24 protein-coding genes and 1 pseudogene are annotated in these 25536 nt (G+C 60.4%); 7 read left to right on the top strand and 18 right to left on the bottom strand.

All coding sequences use genetic code 11. The annotated features are described in order from the left end of the window. Positions 1-36: 36 nt before the first annotated feature. The 8 genes from ccmB to AC2ISB_RS05205 form a co-directional block, all read right to left on the bottom strand. Positions 37-693: a heme exporter protein CcmB gene (gene ccmB / locus AC2ISB_RS05240; RefSeq protein WP_339107260.1), complete on the bottom strand. Its 657-nt coding sequence runs from the start codon at positions 691-693 to the stop codon at positions 37-39. Continuing rightward, positions 690-1325, bottom strand: coding sequence for a heme ABC exporter ATP-binding protein CcmA (gene ccmA / locus AC2ISB_RS05235; RefSeq protein ID WP_339107259.1), 636 nt, complete (start codon positions 1323-1325; stop codon positions 690-692). The genes ccmB and ccmA overlap by 4 nt, the downstream gene beginning before the upstream one ends. Positions 1326-1335: 10 nt before the next feature. After that, on the bottom strand, positions 1336-1722 hold the full coding sequence (locus AC2ISB_RS05230; protein WP_339107258.1) for an Mth938-like domain-containing protein: 387 nt from the start codon (positions 1720-1722) through the stop codon (positions 1336-1338). An 18-nt stretch (positions 1723-1740) separates the two neighbouring features. Beyond that, positions 1741-2721 carry a protein translocase subunit SecF gene (gene secF / locus AC2ISB_RS05225; RefSeq protein WP_406720740.1) on the bottom strand — a complete coding sequence of 327 codons (981 nt, stop codon included), beginning with the start codon at positions 2719-2721 and terminating at the stop codon, positions 1741-1743. A 13-nt stretch (positions 2722-2734) separates the two neighbouring features. Continuing rightward, positions 2735-4399, bottom strand: a complete 1665-nt coding sequence (gene secD, locus AC2ISB_RS05220) for a protein translocase subunit SecD (protein WP_339107256.1) — start codon at positions 4397-4399, stop codon at positions 2735-2737. A 17-nt stretch (positions 4400-4416) separates the two neighbouring features. After that, positions 4417-4758, bottom strand: a complete 342-nt coding sequence (gene yajC, locus AC2ISB_RS05215) for a preprotein translocase subunit YajC (RefSeq protein ID WP_339107255.1) — start codon at positions 4756-4758, stop codon at positions 4417-4419. 357 nt (positions 4759-5115) lie between these two features. Continuing rightward, the gene (locus tag AC2ISB_RS05210; RefSeq protein ID WP_339107254.1) at positions 5116-5637 is read right to left on the bottom strand and encodes a hypothetical protein; all 522 of its coding nucleotides are present in this window, start codon (positions 5635-5637) and stop codon (positions 5116-5118) included. 533 nt (positions 5638-6170) lie between these two features. Further along, positions 6171-6644, bottom strand: a complete 474-nt coding sequence (locus AC2ISB_RS05205) for a hypothetical protein (RefSeq protein WP_486576426.1) — start codon at positions 6642-6644, stop codon at positions 6171-6173. 350 nt (positions 6645-6994) lie between these two features. Here AC2ISB_RS05205 and mazG point away from each other — a divergent pair, with 350 nt between their 5' ends. Beyond that, positions 6995-7840: a nucleoside triphosphate pyrophosphohydrolase gene (mazG, locus tag AC2ISB_RS05200; protein WP_486576423.1), complete on the top strand. Its 846-nt coding sequence runs from the start codon at positions 6995-6997 to the stop codon at positions 7838-7840. Positions 7841-7863: 23 nt separating this feature from the next. Here the strand turns inward: mazG and AC2ISB_RS05195 are convergent, their stop codons facing one another. Further along, positions 7864-8682, bottom strand: coding sequence for a sulfite exporter TauE/SafE family protein (locus tag AC2ISB_RS05195; RefSeq protein WP_339107251.1), 819 nt, complete (start codon positions 8680-8682; stop codon positions 7864-7866). A gap of 37 nt (positions 8683-8719) precedes the next feature. After that, positions 8720-9760 (bottom strand): tRNA dihydrouridine(20/20a) synthase DusA, encoded by a 1041-nt coding sequence (dusA, locus tag AC2ISB_RS05190; protein ID WP_486576421.1) that lies wholly within the window; start codon positions 9758-9760, stop codon positions 8720-8722. 544 nt (positions 9761-10304) lie between these two features. Here dusA and AC2ISB_RS05185 point away from each other — a divergent pair. Both AC2ISB_RS05185 and AC2ISB_RS05180 read left to right on the top strand, forming a co-directional pair. Further along, positions 10305-10511, top strand: a complete 207-nt coding sequence (locus AC2ISB_RS05185) for a cold-shock protein (RefSeq protein ID WP_339109504.1) — start codon at positions 10305-10307, stop codon at positions 10509-10511. After that, on the top strand, positions 10508-10726 hold the full coding sequence (locus AC2ISB_RS05180; protein ID WP_486576419.1) for a hypothetical protein: 219 nt from the start codon (positions 10508-10510) through the stop codon (positions 10724-10726). The genes AC2ISB_RS05185 and AC2ISB_RS05180 overlap by 4 nt, the downstream gene beginning before the upstream one ends. 264 nt (positions 10727-10990) lie before the next feature. Here AC2ISB_RS05180 and AC2ISB_RS05175 read toward each other — a convergent pair whose 3' ends face one another. Beyond that, entirely contained in the window at positions 10991-11926 is a 936-nt protein-coding gene (locus AC2ISB_RS05175; RefSeq protein ID WP_486576417.1) for an AEC family transporter, read from the bottom strand. A 93-nt stretch (positions 11927-12019) separates the two neighbouring features. Between AC2ISB_RS05175 and AC2ISB_RS05170 the strand changes: the two genes are divergently transcribed. Further along, on the top strand, positions 12020-12898 hold the full coding sequence (locus tag AC2ISB_RS05170) for a LysR family transcriptional regulator (protein ID WP_486576415.1): 879 nt from the start codon (positions 12020-12022) through the stop codon (positions 12896-12898). Between the two features lie 195 nt (positions 12899-13093). Here the strand turns inward: AC2ISB_RS05170 and AC2ISB_RS05165 are convergent, their stop codons facing one another. Then, positions 13094-13585, bottom strand: coding sequence for a MarR family winged helix-turn-helix transcriptional regulator (locus AC2ISB_RS05165; protein ID WP_339107246.1), 492 nt, complete (start codon positions 13583-13585; stop codon positions 13094-13096). A 67-nt stretch (positions 13586-13652) separates the two neighbouring features. Here AC2ISB_RS05165 and AC2ISB_RS05160 point away from each other — a divergent pair, with 67 nt between their 5' ends. Beyond that, positions 13653-14618, top strand: a complete 966-nt coding sequence (locus tag AC2ISB_RS05160; protein ID WP_339107245.1) for a quinone oxidoreductase family protein — start codon at positions 13653-13655, stop codon at positions 14616-14618. Positions 14619-14733: 115 nt separating this feature from the next. Here the strand turns inward: AC2ISB_RS05160 and AC2ISB_RS05155 are convergent, their stop codons facing one another. Genes AC2ISB_RS05155 through AC2ISB_RS05145 form a run of 3 tightly spaced genes read right to left on the bottom strand, consistent with a single transcriptional unit; the run spans position 14734 to position 18876 of the window. Then, complete coding sequence (locus AC2ISB_RS05155; RefSeq protein ID WP_406720691.1) at positions 14734-16971, bottom strand: hybrid sensor histidine kinase/response regulator; 2238 nt, start codon at positions 16969-16971, stop codon at positions 14734-14736. Then, a complete protein-coding gene (locus AC2ISB_RS05150; RefSeq protein WP_486576412.1) occupies positions 16968-18170 on the bottom strand; it encodes an FIST N-terminal domain-containing protein in 1203 nt (400 codons plus the stop codon). The genes AC2ISB_RS05155 and AC2ISB_RS05150 overlap by 4 nt, the downstream gene beginning before the upstream one ends. A 22-nt stretch (positions 18171-18192) precedes the next feature. Then, positions 18193-18876, bottom strand: a complete 684-nt coding sequence (locus AC2ISB_RS05145) for a response regulator (protein ID WP_339107242.1) — start codon at positions 18874-18876, stop codon at positions 18193-18195. Between the two features lie 470 nt (positions 18877-19346). Here AC2ISB_RS05145 and AC2ISB_RS05140 point away from each other — a divergent pair. Together AC2ISB_RS05140 and AC2ISB_RS05135 are read left to right on the top strand one after the other, a co-directional pair. Further along, a pseudogene (locus AC2ISB_RS05140) lies at positions 19347-20465 on the top strand (RNA ligase RtcB family protein). Next, a complete protein-coding gene (locus AC2ISB_RS05135; RefSeq protein ID WP_486576410.1) occupies positions 20462-21094 on the top strand; it encodes a peptide chain release factor-like protein in 633 nt (210 codons plus the stop codon). Before AC2ISB_RS05140 ends, AC2ISB_RS05135 begins: the two are co-directional and overlap by 4 nt. A 112-nt stretch (positions 21095-21206) precedes the next feature. Here the strand turns inward: AC2ISB_RS05135 and AC2ISB_RS05130 are convergent, their stop codons facing one another. From AC2ISB_RS05130 to AC2ISB_RS05120, 3 genes are all read right to left on the bottom strand, one after another. Beyond that, positions 21207-22445, bottom strand: a complete 1239-nt coding sequence (locus AC2ISB_RS05130) for an aminopeptidase (RefSeq protein WP_406720688.1) — start codon at positions 22443-22445, stop codon at positions 21207-21209. Positions 22446-22564: 119 nt separating this feature from the next. Next, on the bottom strand, positions 22565-24190 hold the full coding sequence (locus AC2ISB_RS05125; protein ID WP_486576408.1) for an alpha-D-glucose phosphate-specific phosphoglucomutase: 1626 nt from the start codon (positions 24188-24190) through the stop codon (positions 22565-22567). A 260-nt stretch (positions 24191-24450) separates the two neighbouring features. Beyond that, complete coding sequence (locus AC2ISB_RS05120) at positions 24451-25506, bottom strand: sensor histidine kinase (RefSeq protein ID WP_406736690.1); 1056 nt, start codon at positions 25504-25506, stop codon at positions 24451-24453. Positions 25507-25536: the final 30 nt, after the last annotated feature.

The raw sequence follows: 25536 nt of genomic DNA, 5'->3' as shown, positions 1-25536 counted from the left end.
TGACCCATGCCCGCCACGGGCGTGAGAGTCTCTGATCTATCTCAGATTTATCCGGATTGCGGCTGCGGATGCAAATGGGACCAAAGCGGCACAGGCAAGGGTGATCCCTGCCAGCACCAGAGCGGGCGCCTCGACATTTGCACCCTCCGCCCCGCGGCGCACCAGCTCGGCGGCAAAAATCAGCGTGGGCACATAGAGCGGCAGCACCAGCAACGAAAGCAGCAACCCGCCACGTTTGATGCCCACCGTAAGGGCCGCGCCGAATGTCCCCAGCACCGAAAGCGCGGGCGTTGCCAGCAAAAGCGCGCTTACCAGCCAGATATAGCCCTTGGGGTCCAGATGCAGCAGCAGGCCGAAAAGCGGCGAGGCGAGCGTCAGCGGCAGGCCCGTCACCAGCCAATGCGCCAGCGCCTTCATCGAGACCACCGCCTCCATCGGAACGGGGGCCGTTGCCAGAAGGTCGAGCGAGCCGTCTTCGTAATCGAGCGCAAAGATCCGGTCCAGCGATAGCAGGCAGGCCAGCAGTGCCCCCACCAGCAGGATTCCCGGCGCGATACGGGCCAGAATCTCTGCCTGCGGGCCAACACCGAAGGGCACAAGTGTTACCACGATCAGAAAGAAGGCCAGCCCGAGACCGAAGCCACCACCAGCCCTGACCGCCAGTTTAAGATCGCGCAGCAAGAGGGCTCTCATAGGAAGGCCTCGTCGAAAGCACCGGCGGACCCGCCTGTGGGGGCCAGCGGATCGGCGCGATAGGGGCCAAGGTCCAGCACGCGTGCCTCGGGGAGACCGAGGTCGATATGGGTCGCCATCAGGGCCGCCCCGCCTTGCGCAAGGTGGCTGCGGATGGCCTCGGCAAACAGCTGCACCGACGCCTGATCCAGCGACACGGTCGGTTCGTCCAGAACCCAGATCGGTCGCCCCGTCACCAGCAGACGCGCCAGCCCCAAGCGCCGTTTCTGTCCGGCCGAAAGACTATGCGCCGCGCGATCCGCCAAAGCGTCGAGATTCATCTGCGCAAGGGCAGGCGCGATATCCTTTGTCGCATAGATATCGGCCCAGAATCTGAGATTTTCGACAACGCTCAGCGTGGCCTTCAACCCGTCCGAATGGCCGGCATAGGCCATAGATTCGGCGGCCAGGGACATCTCTCCGGCCAAGGCCGGTTGCAGGCCGGCAATGGTGCGCAAAAGGGTGGTCTTGCCAATACCATTTGGCCCGCGCAGCACAAGTGCCTCGCCATGATCCACGCAGAAGGAAAGCGCGGAGAGGATCGGAAGCCCCGCACGCGCGACACTGAGATCGGTGATCGTCAGAAGGGGCATCGGGCCGCCCTCAGTCACGCGCCAGCTCGGGCGGCAGGTCGCCCGGCATCGGCAGCAGCGCCACGGCCACGCGGCGGCCTTCGGTCAGCAGGACATTGTAGCTGCGCGCGGCAGAGGGGCTGGACATCGGTTCGGGCATCAGGCCCATTTCCTCGACCGCCGCGATGAAATCGGCAGGCGGGAAGGCGATATCTGCCCCCATGCCGACAAACAGCACATCAATGCGCCCGACCAGCGCACGGATCGCGGCAAGATCCTCGAAGCCGCCCCAATCGACAGCCCCTGCCCCATATACCAGTTGCGCACCGCGACGCACCGCACCAGCAATCCGGAAAAACCCCGGCCCATAGCCGTCAATGGGCGTCTGTCCGGAAAAACTGGCTTCGGTCATCTGCATCGCGGTCCCCTTGGGTCGTTATTTGGCTTCGCTACCGGTGTTCTTGTCAAAGAACTTCTCGGCGGGGTCTTTCTTTTCAGAACGGTTGAGACCGATCATCAGAACGATGTTTTTCGCAACAAAGACCGAGGAATAGGTCCCGACCACCACACCGAACGTCATCGCGAACACGAAACCACGGATCACGTCGCCCCCAAGCACCAGAAGCGAGATCAGCGCAATCAGCGTGGTGCCAGAGGTCATCACCGTCCGCGACAGGGTCTCGTTGACCGAGATATTCATTACCTCGCGCAGCGGCATGGTTTTGTATTTGACCAGATTTTCACGCAACCGGTCAAACACCACCACGGTGTCGTTGATCGAATAGCCCAGAATGGTCAGCAGCGCCGCGATGATCGTCAGATCGAACTTGATCTGCGCCACGGCGAAAATGCCGACGGTGATCACAAGATCATGCACCAGCGCGGCCACAGCGCCCACGGCAAACTGCCATTCGAAGCGCAGCCAGATATAGACGAGGATCGCGGCGGTTGCCGCCAGAACCGACAGGATCGCCGTTTTGATCAGCTCGCCCGAAACCTTCGGACCGACGGATTCCGTAGCCGTGAATTTGACATCCGGCGTTACCTCTTTCAGCGCGGCATTGATTGCATCGACGGTCTGCGGCGTGATCGACCCTTCGTCATTTTGCGCCTGAATGCGCACCTCGGCCACATTCTGGTCGGGGCCGAAGGAGGGGTCGAACACCTCGGTAATCACCACATCGCCCAGATCAAGCGGCTGGAGCGCCGAGCGCCAGGCCCCCACATCGATCGACTGGCTGCTTTCCGCGCGGATGGTGGTCCCGCCGCGGAAGTCGATGCCGAAATTCAGCCCCATCACCGCGGTGGCGATAATCGAGGCAATGACCAGAACCACCGAAAACCCGAAGGTCAGGAACTGGTGACGGAAAAAGTCGAATTTGGTCTCGTCCGGAACGAGCTTGAGACGGAATGCCATGTGTTTCGCTCCTTCAGAGGTCTAGCGTTTTCGGACGACGGCGGTCGTACCAGGTCACCACCATCAGGCGGGTCACCCAGATTGCGGTAAACACCGAAGTCACAATCCCGATGATCAGGGTCACGGCAAAGCCGCGCACCGGCCCTGCCCCCAGCACAAACAGGATAAGGGCTGTCAGGAAGGTAGTGACATTGGCGTCGATAATGGCCGACATCGCCTTTTCATAGCCGATCTCGATCGCCCGCGCAGGGCCTTTGACGCGCTTGAGTTCCTCGCGGATACGCTCGTAGATCAGCACATTGGCATCCACGGCGGTGCCCATCGTCAGCACGATCCCCGCAATCCCCGGCAATGTCAGCGTGCCGCCGATCATCGACATGATCCCGAAGAGCAGGCCGATATTGATCAGCAGCGCAATCGCCGCGAACGTCCCGAACAGCCCGTAGCTGGCAATCATATAGGCAATCACGAGGAACAGCCCGACCACGGCGGCAATCGCTCCGGCACGGATGGAATCCGCGCCCAGCTCCGGCCCGATCGTGCGTTCTTCAAGGAAGTCCAGCTTGGCCGGAAGCGCGCCCGAACGCAGCAGAAGGGCCAGATCGGTGGATTCCTGAATGGAGAAATTGCCGGTGATAATGCCCGAACCGCCCGCGATATGGCTCTGGATGGTGGGGGCCGAGATCACCTCGTTATCCAGCACGATGGCGAAGGGTTCGCCGATATGCGAGGCGGTGAAATCCCCGAACTGGCGCGCGCCGGTCGTATTGAAACGGAAGCTGACTGCCGGATAGCCGTTCTGGTCGGTGGCGGCTTTCGCATCGGTCAGGGCATCCCCCGACACAACCGGCACATCCCCCAGAATGTAGTAAAGGCCCTTGCGGTTGGCATCGGGGACCAGCACGTTGCCCGCGCCGGGATTGGCGTTCTCGTCCTGCGTGCTGCCATTCACCTGCATGAAGTTCAGCTGCGCGGTCGTGCCGATCAGATCCTTCAGCTCCTGAGCCGAGCCGATGCCGGGAACCTCGATCAGGATCCGGTCCGAGCCCTGACGGGCAATCGTCGGCTCGCGGGTGCCTGCGGCATCGATCCGGCGGCGCACGATTTCAAGCGATTGCTGCATGGTACGGTCGTCAGTGGCCTGTTTTTCCGCATCCGACAGCTTGATGGTGATAGTATCGCCCTGCCCCGTGATCTGCAGATCATCCTGACCGACGCCAGTCAGCGTCACAATCGGCGAAGCGAGCGTTTTGGCAATTTCGACCGCCTTCTGGATCTGGTCGGCATTGCCGATCTGGATCCGCAGCTCGTCCTCGGGCGAAGAGACGCGGCGGATCGCACCGATGGTGGAACGCTCTTTGGCCAGCGCGCTGCGCATTTCCGGCCAGAGCGATTTCATCCGCGCCGCATAGACATCCGAAAGCTGGACTTCGGCCAGAAGATGGGCGCCGCCCCGCAGGTCGAGCCCGAGATTGACCAGCCCGTTGGGCAGCCAAGCGGGCCAGGCGTCCAGCGCAGCTTGCTGTTCGGTCGTCAGGGTCTTGGTTTTGGCGAAAGTCGAGGCGGCATCATTATGCCCCTCGACCTTGGCGTAAAAGATATTTGGCGCGGCCATTGCCAGCCCGATAACACAGAGGGCGATAATGAGAATACGCTTCCAAAGCGGGATATGCAGCATGGCCGACGCTTTCGTTCTTATTTGGATTCAGCAGCAGGTTCGGTTTTCGAAACCACCTGACCGATGGTCGATTTCACCACGCGCACTTTGACGCCCTGAGCGATTTCCACTTCGACCATGCCATCTTCGCGCACATTGGTCACTTTCCCCAGAATGCCGCCTTGGGTGACAACCTCGTCACCGCGACGCAGGGCTTCCACCATCTGGCGATGCTGTTTCGCCTTTTTCTGCTGCGGACGGATCAGCAGGAAATACATGATGATGAAGATCAGGATCAGCGGCAAGAACTGGCCGAGAGCGGCCATACCACCGGGTGCTGCTGCACCGGCTGCCTGAGCATATGCGGGGGTCACGAACATTGACTTTGGGTCCTTTCCTGAGGGCCAGAGAGCGCAAAAACGCCTTGAATTCGGCGCGCACCCTATATGGGCCTTGGGACGATGGCAAGTTTCTGCCGCCCTAGTAACGAACAGAACGCCGGAATACACGACGCATCCGACGGTCACACGAAAATGTCAGGAAATTCTGGGGATCTGCCCCCGTTCTGGGGCATCGGCCGTGATCCTGTCCGGGAGGGGTGAGACCGGGGGAGCTGCTCCCCGGTCGGGGTGACCCGGACAGGATCATTGGCGAAAGACGTGCGATCGCCCGCAAGGCTGCGGAAGATCACGTGGCAGGAAGGTGGCCACAGGGGAGTTGACCACCTGCGGGAGGGATCACAGGGTCTGGGCGTCGATCAACGTTTGCAGCTTGGCGCGTTCTGCGCCGACCATATCCTGCGCGCTCATCTCGGCGATATCGGTGCATTCCTCGATCATGAAGGCAAAGAAATCGCTTTCGAATTCGACACCATCCACCACAAGGCGGGCGATGAAGCGCAGCTTGGCAAGAGCTTCTTTCAGGTTCGACGGCTCGGTTTCGTAAATTACGCTCTCGAGCGTGTTGAGCTGGTAGCGGTAGATGCGGACCTCGGTCTCGAGTTCTTCGATCTCGGCGGTCTCGCGGGTATGGACGGGAGGACGTTCCGGAATGTCGGTGGTGCCACGCAGAGCCTGCTTGATACGCTCTTCGCTGATCATCTGGTGATAGCGCGACATCTTGGCCTGCTGTTCGGTCAGGACGCGATCGCACAGCCCTTCGATATAGTCATAACGACGGATCAGTTCGATCAAGGTCTTGCTGTCTGCACGCTCTGCTTTGGGAGCACCGATGGTTTGGAATTCAACTGCGTTCTGCATTGTGTTCGTCCTTCTGTTCGCCTTGGGCAGTCAGCCCTGTCTGCTGCCGATGAACACATAATTGCGAGTAGGCTTGACCAAATGAGGGAGGAACCAAGGCATTGTTTCCCACTTGGTTACCAATTCCTTAACGAAGGCGGGAAGATGGTTAAATTTGGTTAACACGAAGGCATGGAAGATTTTTTGTTATTTTTCATAAACTTGTAAGGTTATGTTTGAAGGCGAAAATAAGGCAGAAAATCTGGCGCGTCGGGGCGCCGTGAATCTTTACCCTTTATTTACCAATCAGGCAGGCTTTGCCCTATTTCACAGGCGATCAGGGCAGATTTGGACAGTGGTTCGATCTTGGCAACAATCGTGATTTGCCGGTGATTCCCCGTCGGAGCAGAATCACCCCCCTGCATCGTGGCAGCCAAGCGCATGACAGGGCGGATAACGGGCCGATACACCGCAGGCAGATGAAAGGCGCCCGAAAGCGCCTTTTGTCAGACACGACCCCGGCCCTGCGGCCGAGGGGGCCACTAATGATGGCGCTAATGATGGAACGCCATCAGACTCTCGCAGCCCTGAACCGCGCCATGATCCAGAAGCTCGGAACATTCTTCCATGACATTCGCGAAATAGTCGGGAGAGAATTCATAGCCATCCTGCATCTGCCCCGAGAGAAAGCGCAGTTTGGCCAGAGCCTCTGCCGGATCGCGCGGAGGCGTCTCGAAGATCACATCCTCGATCAGTTCCATCTGGTATCCGAGAATGCGGATCTCCTGTTCCAGCTCGTCAATCTCGGCAAGAAGCTTATCGGCAAGCGCAGACAGTTCTGCAGGCATCGCATCGGGCGCAAAACGACCCTGCCCTGCCGATACGGTGCGCGCCAGCGCATCCTGTTCCCCGATCATCTTGTCGCTAAGATCGCGAAGATAGCTGTGGCGGGCCACGAGCTCTGTCATCGGTAGCCGTCCTGCGGGGCTACTACCCGATCCGGTCTCGGTCTTCACTTCTGCAAACATCACCCGTCATCCCTTCTTGGTGCGCAATCGTTTCCGGCTTTCGCCATAGAGCCCCCGAAATACGGCAGCCCGAAACACCACGGCCCGAGCACGCCCCGTTCGAGGACATCCGGACAACTGCGCCAAGCGAAGAGACGGCAATTTTTGCCGCACATATTCCACAAGCTCCTGCTTGCAGCCCCGCCTGGCTGGCGCGGTCTTCACGGTTGACGTTAGTGCAGCACGCTTAACGCAAGGTGAATTTGTTCCCCTTTTGATCACTTTTCTCCGCCACCCGCTCTGGACTTTGGGGCGGCGCGGTTTGATAAAGACCCCCATATGGGCGCACAGACTGCAGGAAGGGTTCAGACATGACATCTCCCGATGATCCGATCATCTTCGACGACCAGCCCGAGGCCGGCCACCAGTTCCAGCGCCTGCTGGCGATCATGTCCAATCTGCGCAACCCCGATACGGGCTGCCCGTGGGATATCGAACAGGATTTCAGCACCATTGCGCCCTATACTCTGGAAGAGGCGCATGAGGTGGCCGATGCGATCGAGCGCGCGGCATGGGACGAGCTGCCTGCCGAACTGGGCGATCTCGCGTTGCAGGTGGTGTTCCATGCGCAGATCGCCAAGGATCGCGGCCTGTTCGACGTGACGGATGTGCTGCGCGCGATCAATAACAAGATGGTGCATCGCCATCCCCATGTCTTCGGCACGGAAAATCGTGACAAAACGGCGCAACAGCAGAGCGCGGACTGGGAAAAGATCAAGGCCGCAGAGCGCGCGACCAAGGGAAAACGCGAGACGCCGACGGGCGTGCTGGACGATGTGGCTCTGGCCCTACCCGCGCTCACCCGCGCCCTCAAGCTGCAGAAGCGTGCCGCGCGGGTCGGGTTCGACTGGACCGATATCGGGGATGTTCTGGCCAAGATCTCGGAGGAATCCGAAGAGCTGGTCGAGGCGCGCGCCATGCTGGGCGCAGACGAGATTGCCGAAGAATATGGCGATCTGCTGTTTGTCATGGTGAATCTGGGGCGGCATCTGGATCTTGACCCCGAAGCCTGCCTACGGGCGGCCAATAGCAAGTTTACCCGCCGGTTCGCCTATATCGAAGACGCCCTGCGCAAACGGGGCAAAACGCCAGATCAAAGCGATTTGGAGGAAATGGATGCGCTTTGGAACGCGGCAAAAGCGGCAGGGATCAAATAATCCCTGCCTTATCGGTCCGAGCCTTAAAAGAAGACCTTCCGCGCCATATTCAGCGCGACCAGTGCCAGAAAGAGCGCAAAAACGCGTTTGAGCACTTTCGGATCCAGCTTATGCGCCAGCGTGGCGCCTATGGGTGCGGTCAGCGTGGTGGTGGCGATCACGATCAGGAAGGCCGGAATATTCACCGCCCCGATAGTGTAAGGCGGCGGATTACTGACCGAAGTCAGCAAAAATCCGATAGCGGAAGGCACCGCGATAATCACCCCGAAGCCCGAGGCCGTCGCGACCGCGCGATGGATCGGAACGCCATGCAGGGTCATCAGCGGCGTTCCGATGGACCCTCCCCCGATCCCCAGAAGCACGGACACCAACCCCGTCAGCGGCGCATAGATCGCCCGCCGCGCAAGGCCGGGCATCGTTTCGGCCAGCCGCCAAGTGGGTTTTCCAAACAGCATATACATTGCAATCACAAACACCATCACCGCAAAAAATGCCTGCAATATCGTGGTGCTGAGATGGTGGACCACCAAAACCCCAGCCAGCGCGCCAATGGCAATGAACACCGCCCATGACCGCAGGATCGACCAGTCGACCGCGCCGCGCTTGTTATGCGCCAGCAGCGAGCGGCAAGAGGTTACGATGATCGTGGCAAGCGAGGTTGCCACGCAGATCTGCATCAGATCATCGGACGCATAGCCCAGAGCCGAGAACAGGTAGAGGAACGCGGGCACAAGCACGATGCCGCCCCCAACGCCCAAAAGCCCTGCCAGAACACCCGCAACGGCACCGGTTGCAATCAGGATAAGAATAAGCGGCCCTAAAGTGGCAGCGTCAGTCGTCATACGGACATCTCCGAAAATGTGGAGAGCCCGCAAGGGCTCATGGATCTTGCTCTGCCTGCGCCGCCATCGCCTCGGATACGGCGGCAACCGCCTGACGGAACAGCGAAACCCCAGCCCCGGAGCGCGTCGCCCCTTCGGACAGGATCTGCCGGTATCGCCGCGCCCCCGGACGGGCATGGAACAGGCCGAGCATGTGACGGGTAATCTGGTGCAAGCGCCCGCCCTGAGCAAGATGTGACTCGATATAGGCGATCATATTTTCGGCAATTTCAAAGGGATCGCGCGGGCTCCCCTCTTGCCAGATCCGCAGATCGGCCTCTCCAAGGATCGCCATCGGTTCATGATAGGCCGCCCGCCCGATCATCGCCCCGTCCAACCCGCGCGATAAAGCGGCCTCGGCAGCAGCCAGATCCGCCAGCCCGCCATTCAGCGACAGGTTCAGATGCGGGAACTCCAGCTTCATCCGATCCACGAGTTCGTAATCCAGCGGTGGGATCTCGCGATTGTCTTTAGGCGAAAGCCCCTGCAACCAGGCCTTGCGCGCATGGATGGTAAAGCGGTTCACCCCTGCCGCCGAAACGGTTTCCAGAAAGCGCGGCAGCACCTCCTGCGGGTCTTGATCATCCACCCCGATCCGGCATTTCACGGTAACCTCCGCCGTGCTGACCGCGCCCATCTCTGACACGCATTCCGCCACCAGCTCGGGCGTTTTCATCAACACCGCCCCGAACGCCCCCGATTGCACCCGATCAGACGGACAGCCGCAATTCAGGTTGATCTCGTCATACCCCCAGTCATTGGCAATCGCGCTTGCCGCACGCAATTCCGCCGGATCGGAGCCGCCAAGTTGCAAAGCCACGGGGTGCTCGGGGACGTTATATTCCAGAAGCTTGCGCCGGTCCCCATGCACAATCGCCGGAGCCGTCACCATCTCGGTATAGAGCAAGGCGTGACGGGAGATCTGGCGATGAAAGAAACGACAATGCCGGTCCGTCCAATCCATCATCGGTGCTACAGAGAGCCTAAAGCTACTGTTTTTATGAATAAAATCAGGTTTGTTCAGGCCTTGTTCTGTCATATCATCCCGCAAGATTTTCGTTTATTTACAGTAGGTCTTGTTGATATCCGTTTTGCAGTTGCTGAATTTCAGCAAATTGCAGCACGGGGTTTCAGCAAATGGCCCCCATTCACAACGGCGCTGCCGCGATGGGTCAGCGGTCTATACCGCACAAGTCCGAATAATGCGAGACGGCAAGAATGTTGCGTTTCTTTCGGTTTTGAACGGCCAAGGCCGCGTAAAGGGCCTCGGCAAAACACGACCATTTCTTGAAAACATGGGAAATTCTTCCTGCAAGGCCGGAACCGCCGACACTGTCGCAATGCGCCCCTGCCATATGGCAAAACATGGACAGGCGTGAACATGTCAAACCCGTGCCGATTTCGCACGCCATCAAAAATTTTACTTGCCAATTCCAGTCGCGCGCTTCATGTTTGGGCGGCTATTGCTTTTCTCTTCGAAATTCTGCCCCCGCGGTCTCGCGGTCTCGGCTGATCGACTTGGATCGACTTTCGCCGGGTTGCCGCATATCGCGGGCAGCATTTTAAAATTGGAGACTACGGATATGGCCAACGGCACCGTAAAATGGTTCAACAGCACTAAAGGTTTCGGCTTCATCGAGCCCGAAGGTGGCGCGAAAGACGTTTTCGTGCATATCTCGGCAGTAGAGCGCTCGGGTCTGCAAGGCCTGAAAGACGGTCAGAAAGTGACCTTCGAACTGCAAGCCGGTCGCGACGGTCGCGAATCTGCTGTTAATCTTGAACTCGTTTGAGTCGCGCTGACGATCTCTTCAAGAAAATCTCTGATGCAACAGACGCGGCATCGGTACAAAAGCCACTTTCCGGCGATGCTTCACGCAAGCCTGTGAGCGCTTTGGACAAGGCCGATGCAGCGTTCCTCAGCATCATGGATGAAGAGACGTTAGAACGTATCGAGAAGACGGCGCGGCTCAAGGCCGCCCGCCTTACCCGTGATAGCCAGAATTAATTCTGTTCATCATCGGCCTCTGGCGAGGGTGTTTACCCCCCTGCCTGTCCTCCCTTCCAGATATCATATACCTCCCACCGCTAACGTCCCGTTATTGCGGTTTTCTGCTATGGCAGCTTGCATATCGGGCTGGCACGCGCACCACCGGCAACAAGGGAGAAGCTCCCTACAACGCTTGGGTCACGCCTTGCCAAAGCGCTTTTTGCCGCACAGAGGCCCGATTGATGCGGGCCTCTGTGCCTTCCCTGCGTGGGAGGTGACAAATCAGAACAATGCGAGACAGGCCGAGAGGGTTACGATGGACAACACCGTAGAGATCAAGACCACACGGCCGGTCAATAGCGCTTCGCGGCCATAGAATTCCGCCAGCATGAACGGGCCGGTTCCGGTGGGTAAAGCCGCCAGAATCACAGCGGCAGACGCCATAGGGAGCGGCAAATGCAGCAACGGCACCGCGATAATCCATGTGACCAAAGGCTGGCTTACCAGTTTCAGCAGCACCAGCGTCATCTGCATCGGCGTTCCGGCCTTGGGGGCACGCCCCGCATTCTCGGCCAGAAACAGGCCCAAAGCGATCAGTGCACAGGGTGAGGCCGCGCCTCCCATCAGCTTGAGATAGGTATCAAGCGCATGAGGCATCGGCAGATGCCCCGCCATAAAGACCAACCCCAGAACCGGCGCGATAAGAAGCGGGTTTTTCACCAGTTTCAAAACGGTTTGGAACACAATTTGCGACGGGCGCGCCGCCTCCATCGTGCTCACCTCGATCAGCACGATCGCAATCGCGAATAACACGCAGGCAGTGATGATCGTCGCCACCAGTGTCACCCCAAGAGCGTCTTGCCCGATCACGGCGGCGATCAGGGGAAATCCGATAAATCCGGTATTGGCATAACCGGCATTCAGCCCGTCAATCGCGGCATCGGCCAGAGCGGTGCCCTGCCACTTGCGCAACAAAACGGTCCCAGCAAACACCACAAGACAGCCCGCGCCAAAAGCGAGGATAAACCCAGGCTGCCAGATCTGCGCCGGATCCGCCTTGGCCATAATATCGAAAAGCAGGGCGGGCAGCGCGAGATAGACCACCACGCGATTGACCTCGCGCGTGGCATTTGGCCCCAATGCCCCGCTCCTGCGCGCGACCCATCCGGTGAGGATCAGGGCAAAGATAGGCAACACGATAAGAAGGTTCGCCAACATGATTGGGCTCCGTTACTAAAAACGGGTTCTTTTTAGAAAGGCTGACCGATATAATCCAATCCATATCAGATACGCTCAGGATACCCAAAAGGTATGGACACACGGCATATGCGGCTTTTCGTGGCCCTTGGTGAAACCCTGAATTTCGGGCAGGCGGCCGCGCGGATGAACATGACGCAGCCGCCATTCAGCCGACAGATTGCCAATCTCGAACGGGATATCGGCACTGTGTTGGTGGATCGTAGCGCCCGTCAGACCCGCCTGACCGCGGCGGGACAACGTTTTCTGGAAGATGCCCGTAAGGTTCTGGCAAGTTTCGAGGATGCCTGCCGCGATGCCCGCCTTGTTGGCGAAGGGCTGAAGGGAGAGTTGCGTCTGGGCTTCATGATGCATGCCGCGCACCGGCTTGTGCCGAACCTGCTGCGCGCCTATACCGCGCTCCGCCCCGATGTGCGTGTGCGACTGGAAGAAACAACGCCCGGCGAGATCGAAAATCTGCTGCTTTCAGGAGTTCTGGATGCGGGGATTACCTTCGCCGGTCGCACGACGCCCGCGCTGCACGAAGTGGAGGTGATGCGTGACACGCTCAGCTTCGTGTGTTGCCCCACGCATCCGCTGGCCAAGCGCGCGATCATCCATCCCGAAGACCTCAAGGCGCAGTCGCTGATTGCAGCCCCCGACCAGACGGTGGCCGTTTTGCGTCACGCAATCACCGAATTTCTGGCTCGCGCAGGACTTCCAGCGCATTTTACGCTGGAGCCAAAGCTGCAAAACACCGTCTTGCGCCTGATCGCTGCCGATCTGGGGGTGGCGCTGGTGCCCTCCTCCATCTGCGACCAGCTAGGGGCGGAGGTTGTGATGCGCCCGCTTTTCCAGCCTCCACATCTGTCCGTCGTGCTCAAGACGCGTCGCGATGCGGACAATGCCGCTCTAGCGCCGCTTATCACGCTTGCACAAAACATAAACATTTAATTCCAATGCGTTGTGCAGAAAATATTCTGGCGCAACGTGGGGAACATGACCCGCAGCACGGGCCTTCAAAGCGCTTTGAGGACCATGTGAAACGGCAATCAAGGCCGAACTATCCCGTATGCCCCAACAATGCGCCTTTGTGGATCGCGGCCCATACCGCAGAACCGGCATGACAGCCCCCCAGCAAAACCGTCCCTAGTCCTGCGGATCGGCAAGCCGCGCACTTTGTTCCAGCATCGCATCCGCATAACGACGGGTCAACGTCACCAATGCCGCCACCTCCTCCCCAGACCACCCCGTCAACGTGCGGCGCATGATGGCCTCGCGGGCCGCATCGATACGGTCCGTCATCTGCCGTCCCGCGTCGGTAATGACCGCCGCGCGTACCCGCCGGTCATCGCGCGAAGCCTGACGCTGGATCAGCCCCAGTGCCTCCAGCTTGGCGGCCTGACGGCTGATTGTCGTATGGTCACGCCCGACCCTGTCCGCCAGTTCGCCCAAGGCAATCGGCCCCAGCCTCTCGACCAGCACCAGCAAAGGAAACAATGCCCGATCCAGCTTGATCCCTGCGGCCTCGACCATTTTTCCATCATGCTGCGGGCGGTTCATCACCGCCACGATATCCAGAACCGCCCCATGAAGCTGCCGCATTTCTGCCGACATATGTGTATTATGCACGTTTTTCATTGACACTCTCAGGCTGCGTGAATTACCTGCATAATACACATATATTCATCTATCGAAAGAGAGATTCATGAAAGCCGCCATTGTCACCCAACTGGGCCAGCCCCCTGAAGCCTCGACGTTTGACGCTCCTTCCTGCAAGGACGGCGAAGTTCTGGTACATGTCCGCGCGGCGGCCATCAGCCAGCTTGTGCGCGCCCGTGCATCCGGCACGCATTACTCTTTCGATGGGCATTATCCGTTTATTCCCGGTGTCGACGGAGTCGGCACCCTCCCCGATGGCACGCGGGTCTATTTTGCTTTTCCCGCCGCGCCGTTCGGGGCAATGGCCGAACAGGTGGCCGTGCCCCGCCTGCAATGTGTCACACTGCCCGACGGGCTTGACGATATCAGCGCCGCGGCGCTCGCCAATCCGGGTATGTCGTCCTGGATCGCGCTCAAGGAACGTGCGGGCCTGCATGCGGGCGAAAGCGTGCTGATCAACGGGGCCACCGGCGCATCGGGGATGCTTGCGGTGCAGATTGCCAAACATCTCGGGGCCAGCCACATCATCGCGACAGGGCGCAATGCCCAGAAACTGGCCCATCTCAAAACGCTTGGGGCGGATGAGACGATACAGCTGACCGAAGATGCCGCTGCGATGCAGAAGACCTTCTCGGCGGCGCTCGATACGGGGGCGGATGTCATTCTGGATTATCTCTGGGGCCCGTCGGCGCGCGCGCTCCTTGAGGCGGCAAGCCATGCGCTCCCTCATGAGAAGCGCCGGCGCTTCGTACAGATCGGTTCGCAAAGCGGGGCCGAAATCAGCCTTCCCGGCGGCTGGCTGCGCTCTTGCGCGATCGAGCTGATGGGCAGCGGCCTTGGCAGCGTGCCGACCCCGAAAATCATCGCCGCCATCGGCGAGATGCTACAGCTTGCCGCAGACACGGGGATCCGTATACCGACACAGGCCCATCCCCTGAGCGCGTTGCGCAAAGCATGGGCCGATACCGGTTCGGATATGCGGCAGGTCATCACATTCCCGGAAACGGTGTAAGCCGACCGATCCAATATCGCACAGGGCCTGCTTCCTGCGGGCCCTGGCACCATACCCCGCCTCGCTTTGCGCCGTGCCTTGGCAGGAGATGACGGGACACGCCCCTCACGGGACCCTAGCGCCCTTGCTCCAACCCCGAGAAAAACACCGACAAAGCGGCAGGGACAATCGGCTTGGGCAGGATCGTGATCTTCTCGGCCTCGGCCTGCTTCATCAGTTCCAAGGAACGATTGGCCGTCACCAGCCGCACCTTGATATCCCCCTGCTGCTGACGCAGCATACGGATCAGCTCGACCCCGTTCATACCTTCGCCAAGCTGATAATCCACCAGCCAGAAATCCGGCTCTACACCCGTATCGGCGATCAGCTCCAACGCCTCTTCAGCGCTTGACACATCAAGCACATTGATGCCCCATTTTTCAAGCAGTTGCACCATCGCCCGCGATAGTTCCGCGTCATTCTCGACCAGCAGGACGGTCTGTTCCCGGCTATCCGGTTCGCTGGCATGATAGGCCAGAAGATCGGCCGCTGGTTTGGGCAGGCTGTCCTTGCGGGCCAGAGGAATCTCGACGCTGAACGTCGCACCACATCCCAACTGCGAACGCAGGGTCAGCGGATGGCTCAGCAAGGCCGCGGCCCGCTCGACAATCGCAAGTCCGAGCCCCATCCCCTCCGAGGCAGAGGCCTTGGCATTGACCCGATGGAATTCGCGGAAGATCAGCTCCTGTTCGTCATCGGGAATGCCGGGCCCGCTATCGCGCACTTCTACCCGCACCGCGCCACGCCGATGACGGGCGCGGACCAGAACCCGTCCCTTGGGCGTATAGCGGATCGCATTGGAGATCAGGTTTTGCAGGATACGGCGCAGATAGGTGTTGTCGGACACCACAACCGCATCCGTGTCGCGGATCAAAAGCTGCAAACCTTTCATCTCGGCAATGGGCGTAAATTCGTCGCGCAGCGCGCGGAACATCGGGGCCAGCGGGATCGGACCGGGATGCACAGCCGCCTTACCGGCCTCGAGCCGTGAAATATCCAGCAGCGCTGAAAGAATCCCCTCGACCGACAGCAGCGCATTCTGCGCCTTTTCCAGCGTTGTTGCCGCGAGCGGGGACATGGTCTCGTCGCTGAGCGAGGCCATATAAAGCTTTGCGGCGGAGAGCGGCTGCAAAAGATCATGGCTGGCGGCGGCAACAAACCGTGCGCGCGAGGCATTGGCCCGTTCCGCCCGTGACAGCGCGTCTTCAAGCTCGAGCGTCCGCTCCATCACCCGCGCCTCAAGCGTATCCTTGGCGCGGCTCAACTCGCTGATGGCCTGCCGCTCGGCGGTGATATCGGTCAGCGACATCACGAAGCCACCATCGGGAAGTTCCTGCGCGTAAAGGTCATAGACCTGCCCGCCCTCGCGCGTCAGCTCCATCTGGAAATTGTCGCGCCGCCGCGCGCGCCGTACCCAATCCGCCAGCCGGTAAGCCGACAGACCATGCGGAAAAACGAACTGGTCGCGCACCTGTTCCAGCAAAAGATCGAACTGCATCCCGCGCCGCAACCGGTTGCGCGGCAACAGCAAAAGCTCTGCCAGCCGTTCATTCCACCCCAACAGACGCAACCGCGCGTCAAAGATACAGGCCCCCAGCTTCAGATGTTCCAGCGTGGCTTGCAAGATCCGTGTCTGGTCATCCAGAAGCCGCCCACGCTCTTCGCGTTCGCGGCGGATCAGATCGGTCACCTCGGTCTGCAAGATCACCGTGCCACCATCGCGGGTCCGGTGTTCGCTGACCTGAATCCAGCGATCATCGCCCATCTCCTGATTGAAGATGAAGTGATGTTCGTCATGGCGCTTGCGGCGCATCGCCACCCAGTCCGCCCGCGTCATGCCTGCCGGCAAATGCAGATGCGACGAGGCCGACACCAGATCGAGATAGTCGAGAAAGCCGAGGCCGGGCTTGAGATCGGCACGAATATCGATCAGCAGCGCGTTGAAACGGGTATTGCACATCACCAGTTGTTCATGCGCATCGAACAGGGCAAACCCCTCCTGCACCGTCTCGATGGCCGAGGCCAGATTCTGGCGGGCAGATTCGGTTTCGCGATTGGCCTCGGCCAGCCGCGCATTCGACATGTTCAGCAGATCCAGCGCCTTTTCCAGATCCCGCGTGCGTTCGCGCACCTGATCTTCCAGAAGGGCCGCGCGTTCGAACTGCGCATATCCTGCCTCGCTGTCACCACGAGACGATTCCGCATGGCGGATCAATGCCGAGGCAATCGCCAGCAGCTTCTCGTTCTGTCGCAGAATGTCATCACCGGGCCCAAGCAGGGATGCTGCAAGCTGGTCCGGCATCCGGTCCGTCATACTCTCTCCTCTTCCTCCCCTTGGCCCCGAGGCCCGCGACCCAAGGGGGAGTAAAACGCGATGCCGGTGAAAGTCTGATTAACATGCATCGCTCCGAACTGCTCGCCATAGGTGGAGAACCCCTGCACATTATAGCGCCGCAACAAATCGGATACGGGCTGCATAATCTGCCGTCCCTCGACCTCTATACGTCTGAAAATACAATCGAAGGCCAAAATCAGACCGGGTGCGGCGGGCTGACTGAGACGCTCCAGTTCATCTTCCAGATGACGCACCATATTTTGCGGACGCGCAAGCGTTAACACCAATCCGCAATCAATCGCCGAGAAAAACACCAGCCCGCCATCCTCGCTGCATTCACGGATAGAGCGCACGTAATAGCGCCCGCCCACACGCACCTGCACAGGGTTGATTGAAAAAAGAAACTGGCACAGATCTTTCTCGGCAACCCCGAGCAGTCGGGCATATTCGGCAGCGGCAGGTTCGTCATTGATCCGCAGCACGGCACGGCGGGCAGGATCTGCCTGCGTGACCACCATGCGCCGCCCCGTGGGCACCAGATGGTCCACCGAAAACATCCGGAAGCTGGCATGGGCGCGCACCAGAAGCAGGATGGCCGCATCCTGATAGAGCCTGCCCGACAGGAACAGGCAGGTCTGCCCCGCCGCCCCCCCATCGCCCGCCGAGCCGCCGAAAACCGGCACCGGCCCCAGACCGCCGGACAGCGTGTTCAGCAGCGCATCCTCTTGGGCATTGGTCCCGTCGGCCAGCAAAAGGGCGAATTCATTCGGCCCCGCCCCCTCGCGCAGGGCCATCGCCTGCCGCCGGTTGGTGATCTGTTCGATGATCTGGCGCGCATCTTCGCGTGCCAGCGACGACACCAGCACCGGTTCGACCTCGAACCCCTCCTGCGGGAAGGCAAAAGCCAGAATCTGCCCCTCGCTATAGCCGTGGCGGGTCAGCTCTCCGCTTGTCGTGCAGCCCGCCACAACAGAGCCGGAAAACAGCCCCTCGGCCTCCGCAACGATCTTGCCGATCTGCGCCTGCGGGCTGCAAAACAGCAGCACCAGCGCGAAGGGCCCCGCGCCCAGTTCTTCGGACAGCGCCTGTAACGGGCGCGCTGCATCGGCACTCACAGAGGCGGTCAGCGGCATCAAAGCGCCTTCGATGCGCCTGTGTTCTATTGCAGCGGACAGCATGGGCGAACTCCGTCAGGCGGGATCAGCGCGGGGTCGCAGGATCGGGCGAGGACGAAAGCGAATGGGCTTCGCGCGCCAGAAGCACGGCCTGCGTGCGCGAATAGACCCCGAGCTTGCGCATGATCGCGGTGACATGCGCTTTCACCGTGGTCTCGGCAATCGACAGATCATAGGCGATCTGCTTGTTCATCTTGCCCTCGCAGATCTGGTCGAGAATGCGCGCCTGCTGGCGGGTCAACTGGCTGAGACGACGGATCGCCTCATCCTGCGACGACGCCTCGTCGGATTTGGTCAGATCGTCGCCCGAACATTCGGGGGCGAAGACCTCGCCTTGGGCGATCGCGCTGAAGGCGATGCGGAACAGTTCGCGCTTGGAATGTTTGGGCACGAAACCCGCCGCCCCCGCCAGAAGCGCCTGCCGGATCACCCGCGGCTCATCCACCGAGGAAATCACCACGATCGGCAGTTGCGGTGCGGCAGCACGCAGCTTCATCAGGCCGTCAAGCCCCGTGACATCGGGCAGGTTGAGATCAAGCACGATCACATCGGGACTGGGCCTGCTTTCCAGAAATTCCAGCGCCAGACCGATCCGCTCCGCATGGCTGACCTCTTCGATCCCTGCGACCGTCTGCAAGGTCATCGCCAGCGCATCCCCGAAAAGCGGGTGATCCTCGACAATAAGGGCGGTGCGAAACTCTCGGCTCATAAGCATCTCCTGCAAGGCATCGCGTCTACTCGTTCACAAGGGAAGCAATCGTTTCACGCAAAAGCATCTGTAATAGGGTCTAGGGTAGCGGTGTCCCTAGCCTTTCTCATACTGGCAAAAAGTATAAGCCCGAATGGCGCAGGAAACGATAAAATGATCCCCGAAGGCCTTGCCCTCCCCGAAAGAGGAACAAAGCCCCGCGCAAAGCGGGATATAAAAGCAACACACGCGATGCATAATTAGCACTATTTCTCAACGACCCCGCCCTCAGCTCTGGTGCTTTGCCGCATATCGGTCTATCCAGCCCCCCTCTGAAACCCCAGCCCGAGGAGAGCATGACATGACGACATTCATCACCACAGTCCTTTCTTCGGACATGGCGCGGTTCTGATCGGCCCAAAGCGTTCCTTTCCCCGTCTGTCCAGTCGCGATTCCAGATCGCTATTTCTTCTTGGAAAGACATACAGCCTATGGGCACTTCCTTTTCAGGCAGGACAGGCCGCGCGCCCGTCCGCCATTTCTACACGCGCGACAGCTGGATTGACGGCCGCGCGGAAGACCAGCTTGCGCAAGTGGCGGGCTGGTCCGGCATGCAATCGGTGGCGGGCTTTCCTGACCTCCATCCCGGAAAATTCGGGCCGGTGGGGGCGGCCTTTCTGGCCAACCGGATCTATCCGCAGCTTGTCGGCACCGATATCGGCTGCGGTATGGGGCTCTGGCGGCTGGACCTGCCACGCCGCAAACTGAAACTCGACAAAGCCGCGAAACGACTTGAGGTTCTGGAACGGGGGACCGATCCCGCGCAGGCCGCTGATGCCTTGGCAGCCGTAGGGCTGACGGGGCAGATCGGGGAGGCCGGTCTGGGCACCCTCGGCGGGGGCAACCATTTTTGCGAGCTCCAGACCGTCGAGGAGACCGACGGGACTGCGGGGCTGCGCAAGGGTGATCTGTGTCTGCTGGTCCATTCGGGCTCGCGCGGTTACGGGGCGCAGATTTTCGACGGGCTGGAGGACAGCTGGAAGGCGGGGTTTGACCCGCAAAGCGCGGCGGGGAACGCCTATCTGGCCCTGCATGCACGGGCCGTGGCATAGGCGCGCCTCAATCGTCGCCTGATTGCCGAAACCGCCGCCGACGCTCTGGGCACGACCGTCACGCCTCTTTGCGACAGCGTCCATAATTCGGTGGTGGCGCATCAGGGACACTGGCTGCATCGCAAGGGGGCCGCCGAGGCCGATCGTGGTCTGGTTCCGCTGGCCGGTTCGCGCGAGGCACCAAGCTTCCTGCTGGCGTTGCCGGATACGGTGCCCGAAGCCCTCTCCTCGGTGTCACATGGTGCAGGACGGCGCTACGACCGCGCCTCGATGCATGGGCGCATCCGCAAGGTCAGATCCGAACTGGAAGCGCTGACCCGCACCCGCTTCGGGGGCCGCGTGATCTGCCATGACCGCGGCCTGCTGATTGAAGAGGCCGGCCCTGCCTATAAGGCCCCCGAAGCGGTGCTGGCGGATCTGACCGCTTTCGGGCTGGCCACGCCGCTGGCGCGCATGGTGCCGCTGATCACCTATAAAACGTCAGGAGGCCAAAGATGAGCCCACGCGAAACCCTGCTTGTCTCCTCGGGCAACGGACCGGCAGAATGCCGTCAGGCGGTCGCATATCTGCTGGAGGCACTGGCTGACGAGGCCGGGATCCTCGGGCTGGATATCGACATATCCGAACGTGCTGCCCTGCATGGCCCCTCTTCGGCTGTGGTCGTTCTGACCGGCTCGGGGGCGACGGATATGGCGCACGACTGGGAAGGCACGGTGCTATGGCGCTGCGCCTCAAGGCTGCGCCCCGCACATCCGCGCAAGAACTGGTTTGCCCAGATCTTCCGCCTACCCTCCCGCCCTGCCTGCCTGTCCATTGCCCCCGATGAGGTGGTGATGGACGGCCTGCGCGCCGGAGGTCCGGGTGGCCAGCACCAGAACAAGACCTCCAGCGCGATTCGGGCACGCTGGTGTGACCCGCAGGGCCGCCTCTGGTCGGTTGTGGTGCGCGAGAGCCGCTCGCAGCACCACAACCGCAAGATCGCAATCGACCGGCTTTCGGCGCTGATCTCTGCCGATCGGGCCATGAACGAGGCGGCGGCGCGCATGGCGCTGCACGACCTGCACGGCCAGATCCAGCGCGGGAACCCGAGACGGGTGTTCGACGGGCCGAACTTCCGGCCCGCATGAAGCGTCCCGTTTCAAACCGGTTTGACGATCAATAACTTAAAAAACGGCCCCGTCCTGCGGGGCCGTTTGTTGTGTCAGGGATGCTCGCCAGCTTGGGCAAAGACCCTGCGGATCAGGCCCAATCGCCGTTGCGGAAAATCGCGACACGACTGCCATCGGCGCGAATACCATCGATATCGGTCTGCGGCCCGCCAATCATCCAGTCGACATGGATCAGCGAGCTATTGCCCCCTTTGGCCGCAATCTCGTCGGGCTTCAGGCGTGCGCCGTCAAGGAAACACTTCGAATAGCACTGCCCCAAAGCGATGTGACAGGCGGCATTCTCGTCATAAAGCGTGTTGTAGAACAGAATACCGGATTCCGAGATAGGCGAATGGAAGGGCACCAATGCCACCTCGCCCAGACTGCACGCGCCATCATCGGTCGCGACAAGCTCTTTCAGAACCGCCTCGCCCTTGCTCGCACGGACCTCGATGGCGCGGCCATCCTTGAACACCATCTCGATATTCTCGATCAGGCTGCCCTGATGCGACAGCGGCTTGGTCGCGCGCACGGTGCCATTGATGCGGTCCTTATGCGGCGTGGTGAAAACCTCTTCGGTCGGGATATTCGGATTGCAGACGATCCCGTTCTGCGCGGGCGAGGCCCCGCCATGCCATTCATGATCATCGGCCAGCCCCACCACCAGATCAGTGCCCGGCCCCGTGAAATGCAGCGCCGAAAACCGTTCTTCGTTGAGCCAGGCCGATTTTTTCGCAAGCGTCGCGTTATGGTCGGCCCAAGCCGAGACCGGATCAGCTCGATCCACACGGGAAGCCGCAAAAATCGCCTCGGCCAGTTTCGCCTGAGCCTCCCGATCCGAGAGATCGGGGAAAATACGCTTGGCCCACGCCACGGTCGGATAGCTGACAATCGACCAGTTGATTTCAAAATTCGAAATTTTCTCCAATGCGGGTTTATAGGCCTTGGCATTGGCCTTGCCCGCGCGCGACACTTTCGCAGGATCGCATTCCGAAAGCAGCATCGGGTCTTCGCCCACAATCGCCAGACGTGCCGCGCCATTGGCATAAGCCTTGGCCATACCTTCATAAAGCCAGCCCGCTGCGGTGTCGAAACTATCATCCGCAGCATAGTCATAGCGCGCCTTTGCCATCTCGCCATCCGACAGGATCGGCGTCACAAGGCCCGCGCCCGCCTTATAGGCCTCGGCCACGATACGACGCAGAAGCGGCAGTGCCTCGACCGGCGCGGTCACCACAAGATCCTGCCCCTTCCGCAGGTTCAAACCGGTTTGGACAGCCACTTTCGCCAAGCGGTCAAGGGCTTCAAGATCAAAGGGTAAATCAGCCATAGGGCCCTCCGTAATCGTCTTCGCCCCCACGTTCTGCCCTTCCCCACGCAAGGTCAAGCAAGTGGCAAAAGAAAAGGGGCGGAAAGACCCGCCCCTTCTGCCGTAAAACCTGACCAAGATCAGGTAATCACATCCGGCTGCTGCTTGCCGGTGGTCGCGGCAATGCCGACAATCTCTTCGGTCGCCTTGATGATCGGGGCCAAGGCCTCTTGCGGGTCCTGAGCCAGACCTTCGGGACCTGCAACATAGCGCTCCAGATAGACCCGCAGGGTTGCGCCCTCGGTGCCCGTGCCCGACAGGCGCAGCACAACACGCGACCCGCCCGCAAACAGGATACGGAAGCCCTGATGCTGCGAAACGGATTGGTCGACCGGATCGGTATAGGCGAATTCATCGGCATTGCCGACGACAAGCCCCTGATATTCCTTGCCGGGAAGGTCGGAAAGCTTGGCGCGCAAATCATCCAGCATGCCTTCCGCCAGCTCTTTCGGCAGCGCCTCGTAATCATGGCGCGAATAATAGTTGCGGCCAAAGCGCTTGAAGTGATCCGCAACGATCTCGCCGACCGACTGGCCACGCGCCGCGATGATGTTGAGCCACATCAGCACCGCCCAGAGGCCGTCCTTCTCGCGCACATGGTCGGAGCCTGTCCCGAAGCTTTCCTCACCGCAGAGCGACACGCGCCCCGCATCCATCAGGTTGCCGAAAAACTTCCAACCGGTCGGGGTCTCGAAACAGGCCAGTCCCAGTGCCTCGGCCACACGGTCCACCGCCGCCGACGTCGGCATCGAGCGTGCCACACCCTTCAGCCCCTCGGCATAGGCCGGCACCAGTTTCGCATTGGCCGCGATCACCGCCAGACTATCGGAGGGCGAGACATAGGTGCCCGCGCCCAGAATCATGTTGCGGTCGCCATCGCCATCGGAAGCCGCGCCGAAATCGGGGGCATTCTCGCCCATCATCTCGGCCATCAGCTCATGCGCCCAGGTCGGATTCGGATCGGGATGCATGCCACCGAAATCCTCCAGCGGCACCTCATGGACCACAGTACCTTTCGGCGCCCCCAGACGGTTCTCGAAGATCTCGACCGCATAGGGACCGGTGATCGCGCACATCGAATCCATGCGCATCCGGAAGCCCTTGGCAAACAGCGACTTCAACGCGGCAAAGTCGAAAATGCCTTCCATCATATCGGCATAGGCCGCCACAGGATCGAGCACCTCGACAACCATTTCCCCCAGCGTCTGCGTGCCGATATGGCCCAGATCCACGTCCGGCACGTCCAGTTTGAGATAGGAGGTGATGTTTTTCGTGCGCTCGAAGATCGCATCGGTGATCTTTTCCGGCGCTGGCCCCCCATTGGCCGCGTTATATTTAACGCCGAAATCCTCTTCGGGGCCGCCCGGATTGTGGCTGGCCGACAGGATGATCCCGCCATCGGTTTCAAGCGTGCGGATCAGATGAGAGGCCGCAGGCGTCGAAAGCCACGCACCCTGCCCCACAAACACTTTGGCCGCCCCATTGGCCGCCGCCATTTTCAGAATGATCTGCGCCGCTTCTTTGCCGAAATACCGTCCGTCACCGCCCAGAACCAGAATTTTACCATCCACACCGCCGATCGCGTCAAAGGTGGATTGAATAAAATTTTCCAAAAAGTGCTTTTGCATGAAAACCTTGGTTTTCTTGCGCAACCCCGAAGTGCCGGGCTTCTGGCCCTCGAACGGGGTGGTCTGAATCGTTGTCATGATCTCTCCTCATGGACAGTCGGTCGGCTAATGATTTGATCATATTGCGACTTCTTGCAAGTGCTTGGCGGGTTATGAGCGTGGAACTGCGCATCCGGTTCCGTTACGCGCGACCGCTGCGCCCCTCTCCGCGCCCCTTTCTCATCGCATAGTTAACGCGAGCGGATACATATTCCAGCCAGAGACGCGCGTCCTGAGAACGGCACGTCACAAATGCCACAACCTTAAGCTGAAGGTGAAAAAAGCATCAGCCGGACGCGTCATGCCAGCGGCAGATAGACGATAAACCGCGAGCCTTTGCCCTTTTCGCTTTCAACCTTCAGCCGCCCCCGATGGCGCGAAACGATATGTTTGACAATCGCCAAGCCCAGCCCCGTCCCCCCCTGTTCGCGCGAACGATGGGTATCGACGCGATAGAAACGTTCGGTCAGGCGCGGCAGGTGGATCGCCTCGATGCCGTCGCCCTGATCGGCCACCACCACCCGCAGCGCGGGGCCGCGCAGGGTAGGCTCATGTTCGACAGAGCCGAGCGTCACGCGCACCTGCGCATCGCGCGCCCCATATTTGATCGCATTCTCGATGAGATTCGAGAAAACCTGTGTCAACTGGTCCGGATCGCCCGAGACCCGTTTGGGTCCGGGTTCACCATCGCGCAGCAAGGTCACATTGCGCGCCTCGGCCACCGGAGCCAAAGCCTGTATCGCACCGTTCAGAACGGCAGAGATATCCACCTTTTCCGTCGGACGCCTGCGCTCTTCCGATTCGACGCGGCTGAGCGACAGAAGATCCCCCACCAGCCGGTTCATCCGCGCCGCTTCCCGCTCCATGATCGACAAAAACCGCGTCCGCGCGACCGGATCATCTTTCGCTGCATGCAGTAAAGTCTCGATAAATCCCGAAAGCGCGGTCAGAGGGGTGCGCAATTCATGGCTGACATTGGCCACAAAATCGCGGCGCTGCGCTTCCGCCTCTTCCAGAGCGGTAATATCCTCGATCACCACCAATGCGCCCCCATGCGGCAAGGTGCCCCCCGGCTCGGCCGGCATGGGCGAGACCGTCACCCGCACCGACATCTCGCGCGCGCCAAGCGAGAGGCGGTCGCGCACACGCTCTTCCCGCTCCTGCCTGAGCGCCTCGTCGAGGGCGAAATTGATGGCGGGTTTACGGATCACGGTCACAAAGGTGCGTCCGGTAAGCCCCTCTCCGAACAATCCAAGCGCCGAGGGGTTGGCGTAGACGATTTTCTCGTCCTTTCCTACCAGCAGGATCGGAAAGGGAACCGCCCCCAAGGCCGCAATCGTCGAAGATTTATTCAAAACGGACTCCTTTTTCCTTTTTGCAGAATT

The sequence above is a fragment of the Thioclava sp. NS-SX20 genome (assembly GCF_057380695.1).
This window is presented reverse-complemented; position numbering and strand designations above follow the sequence as displayed.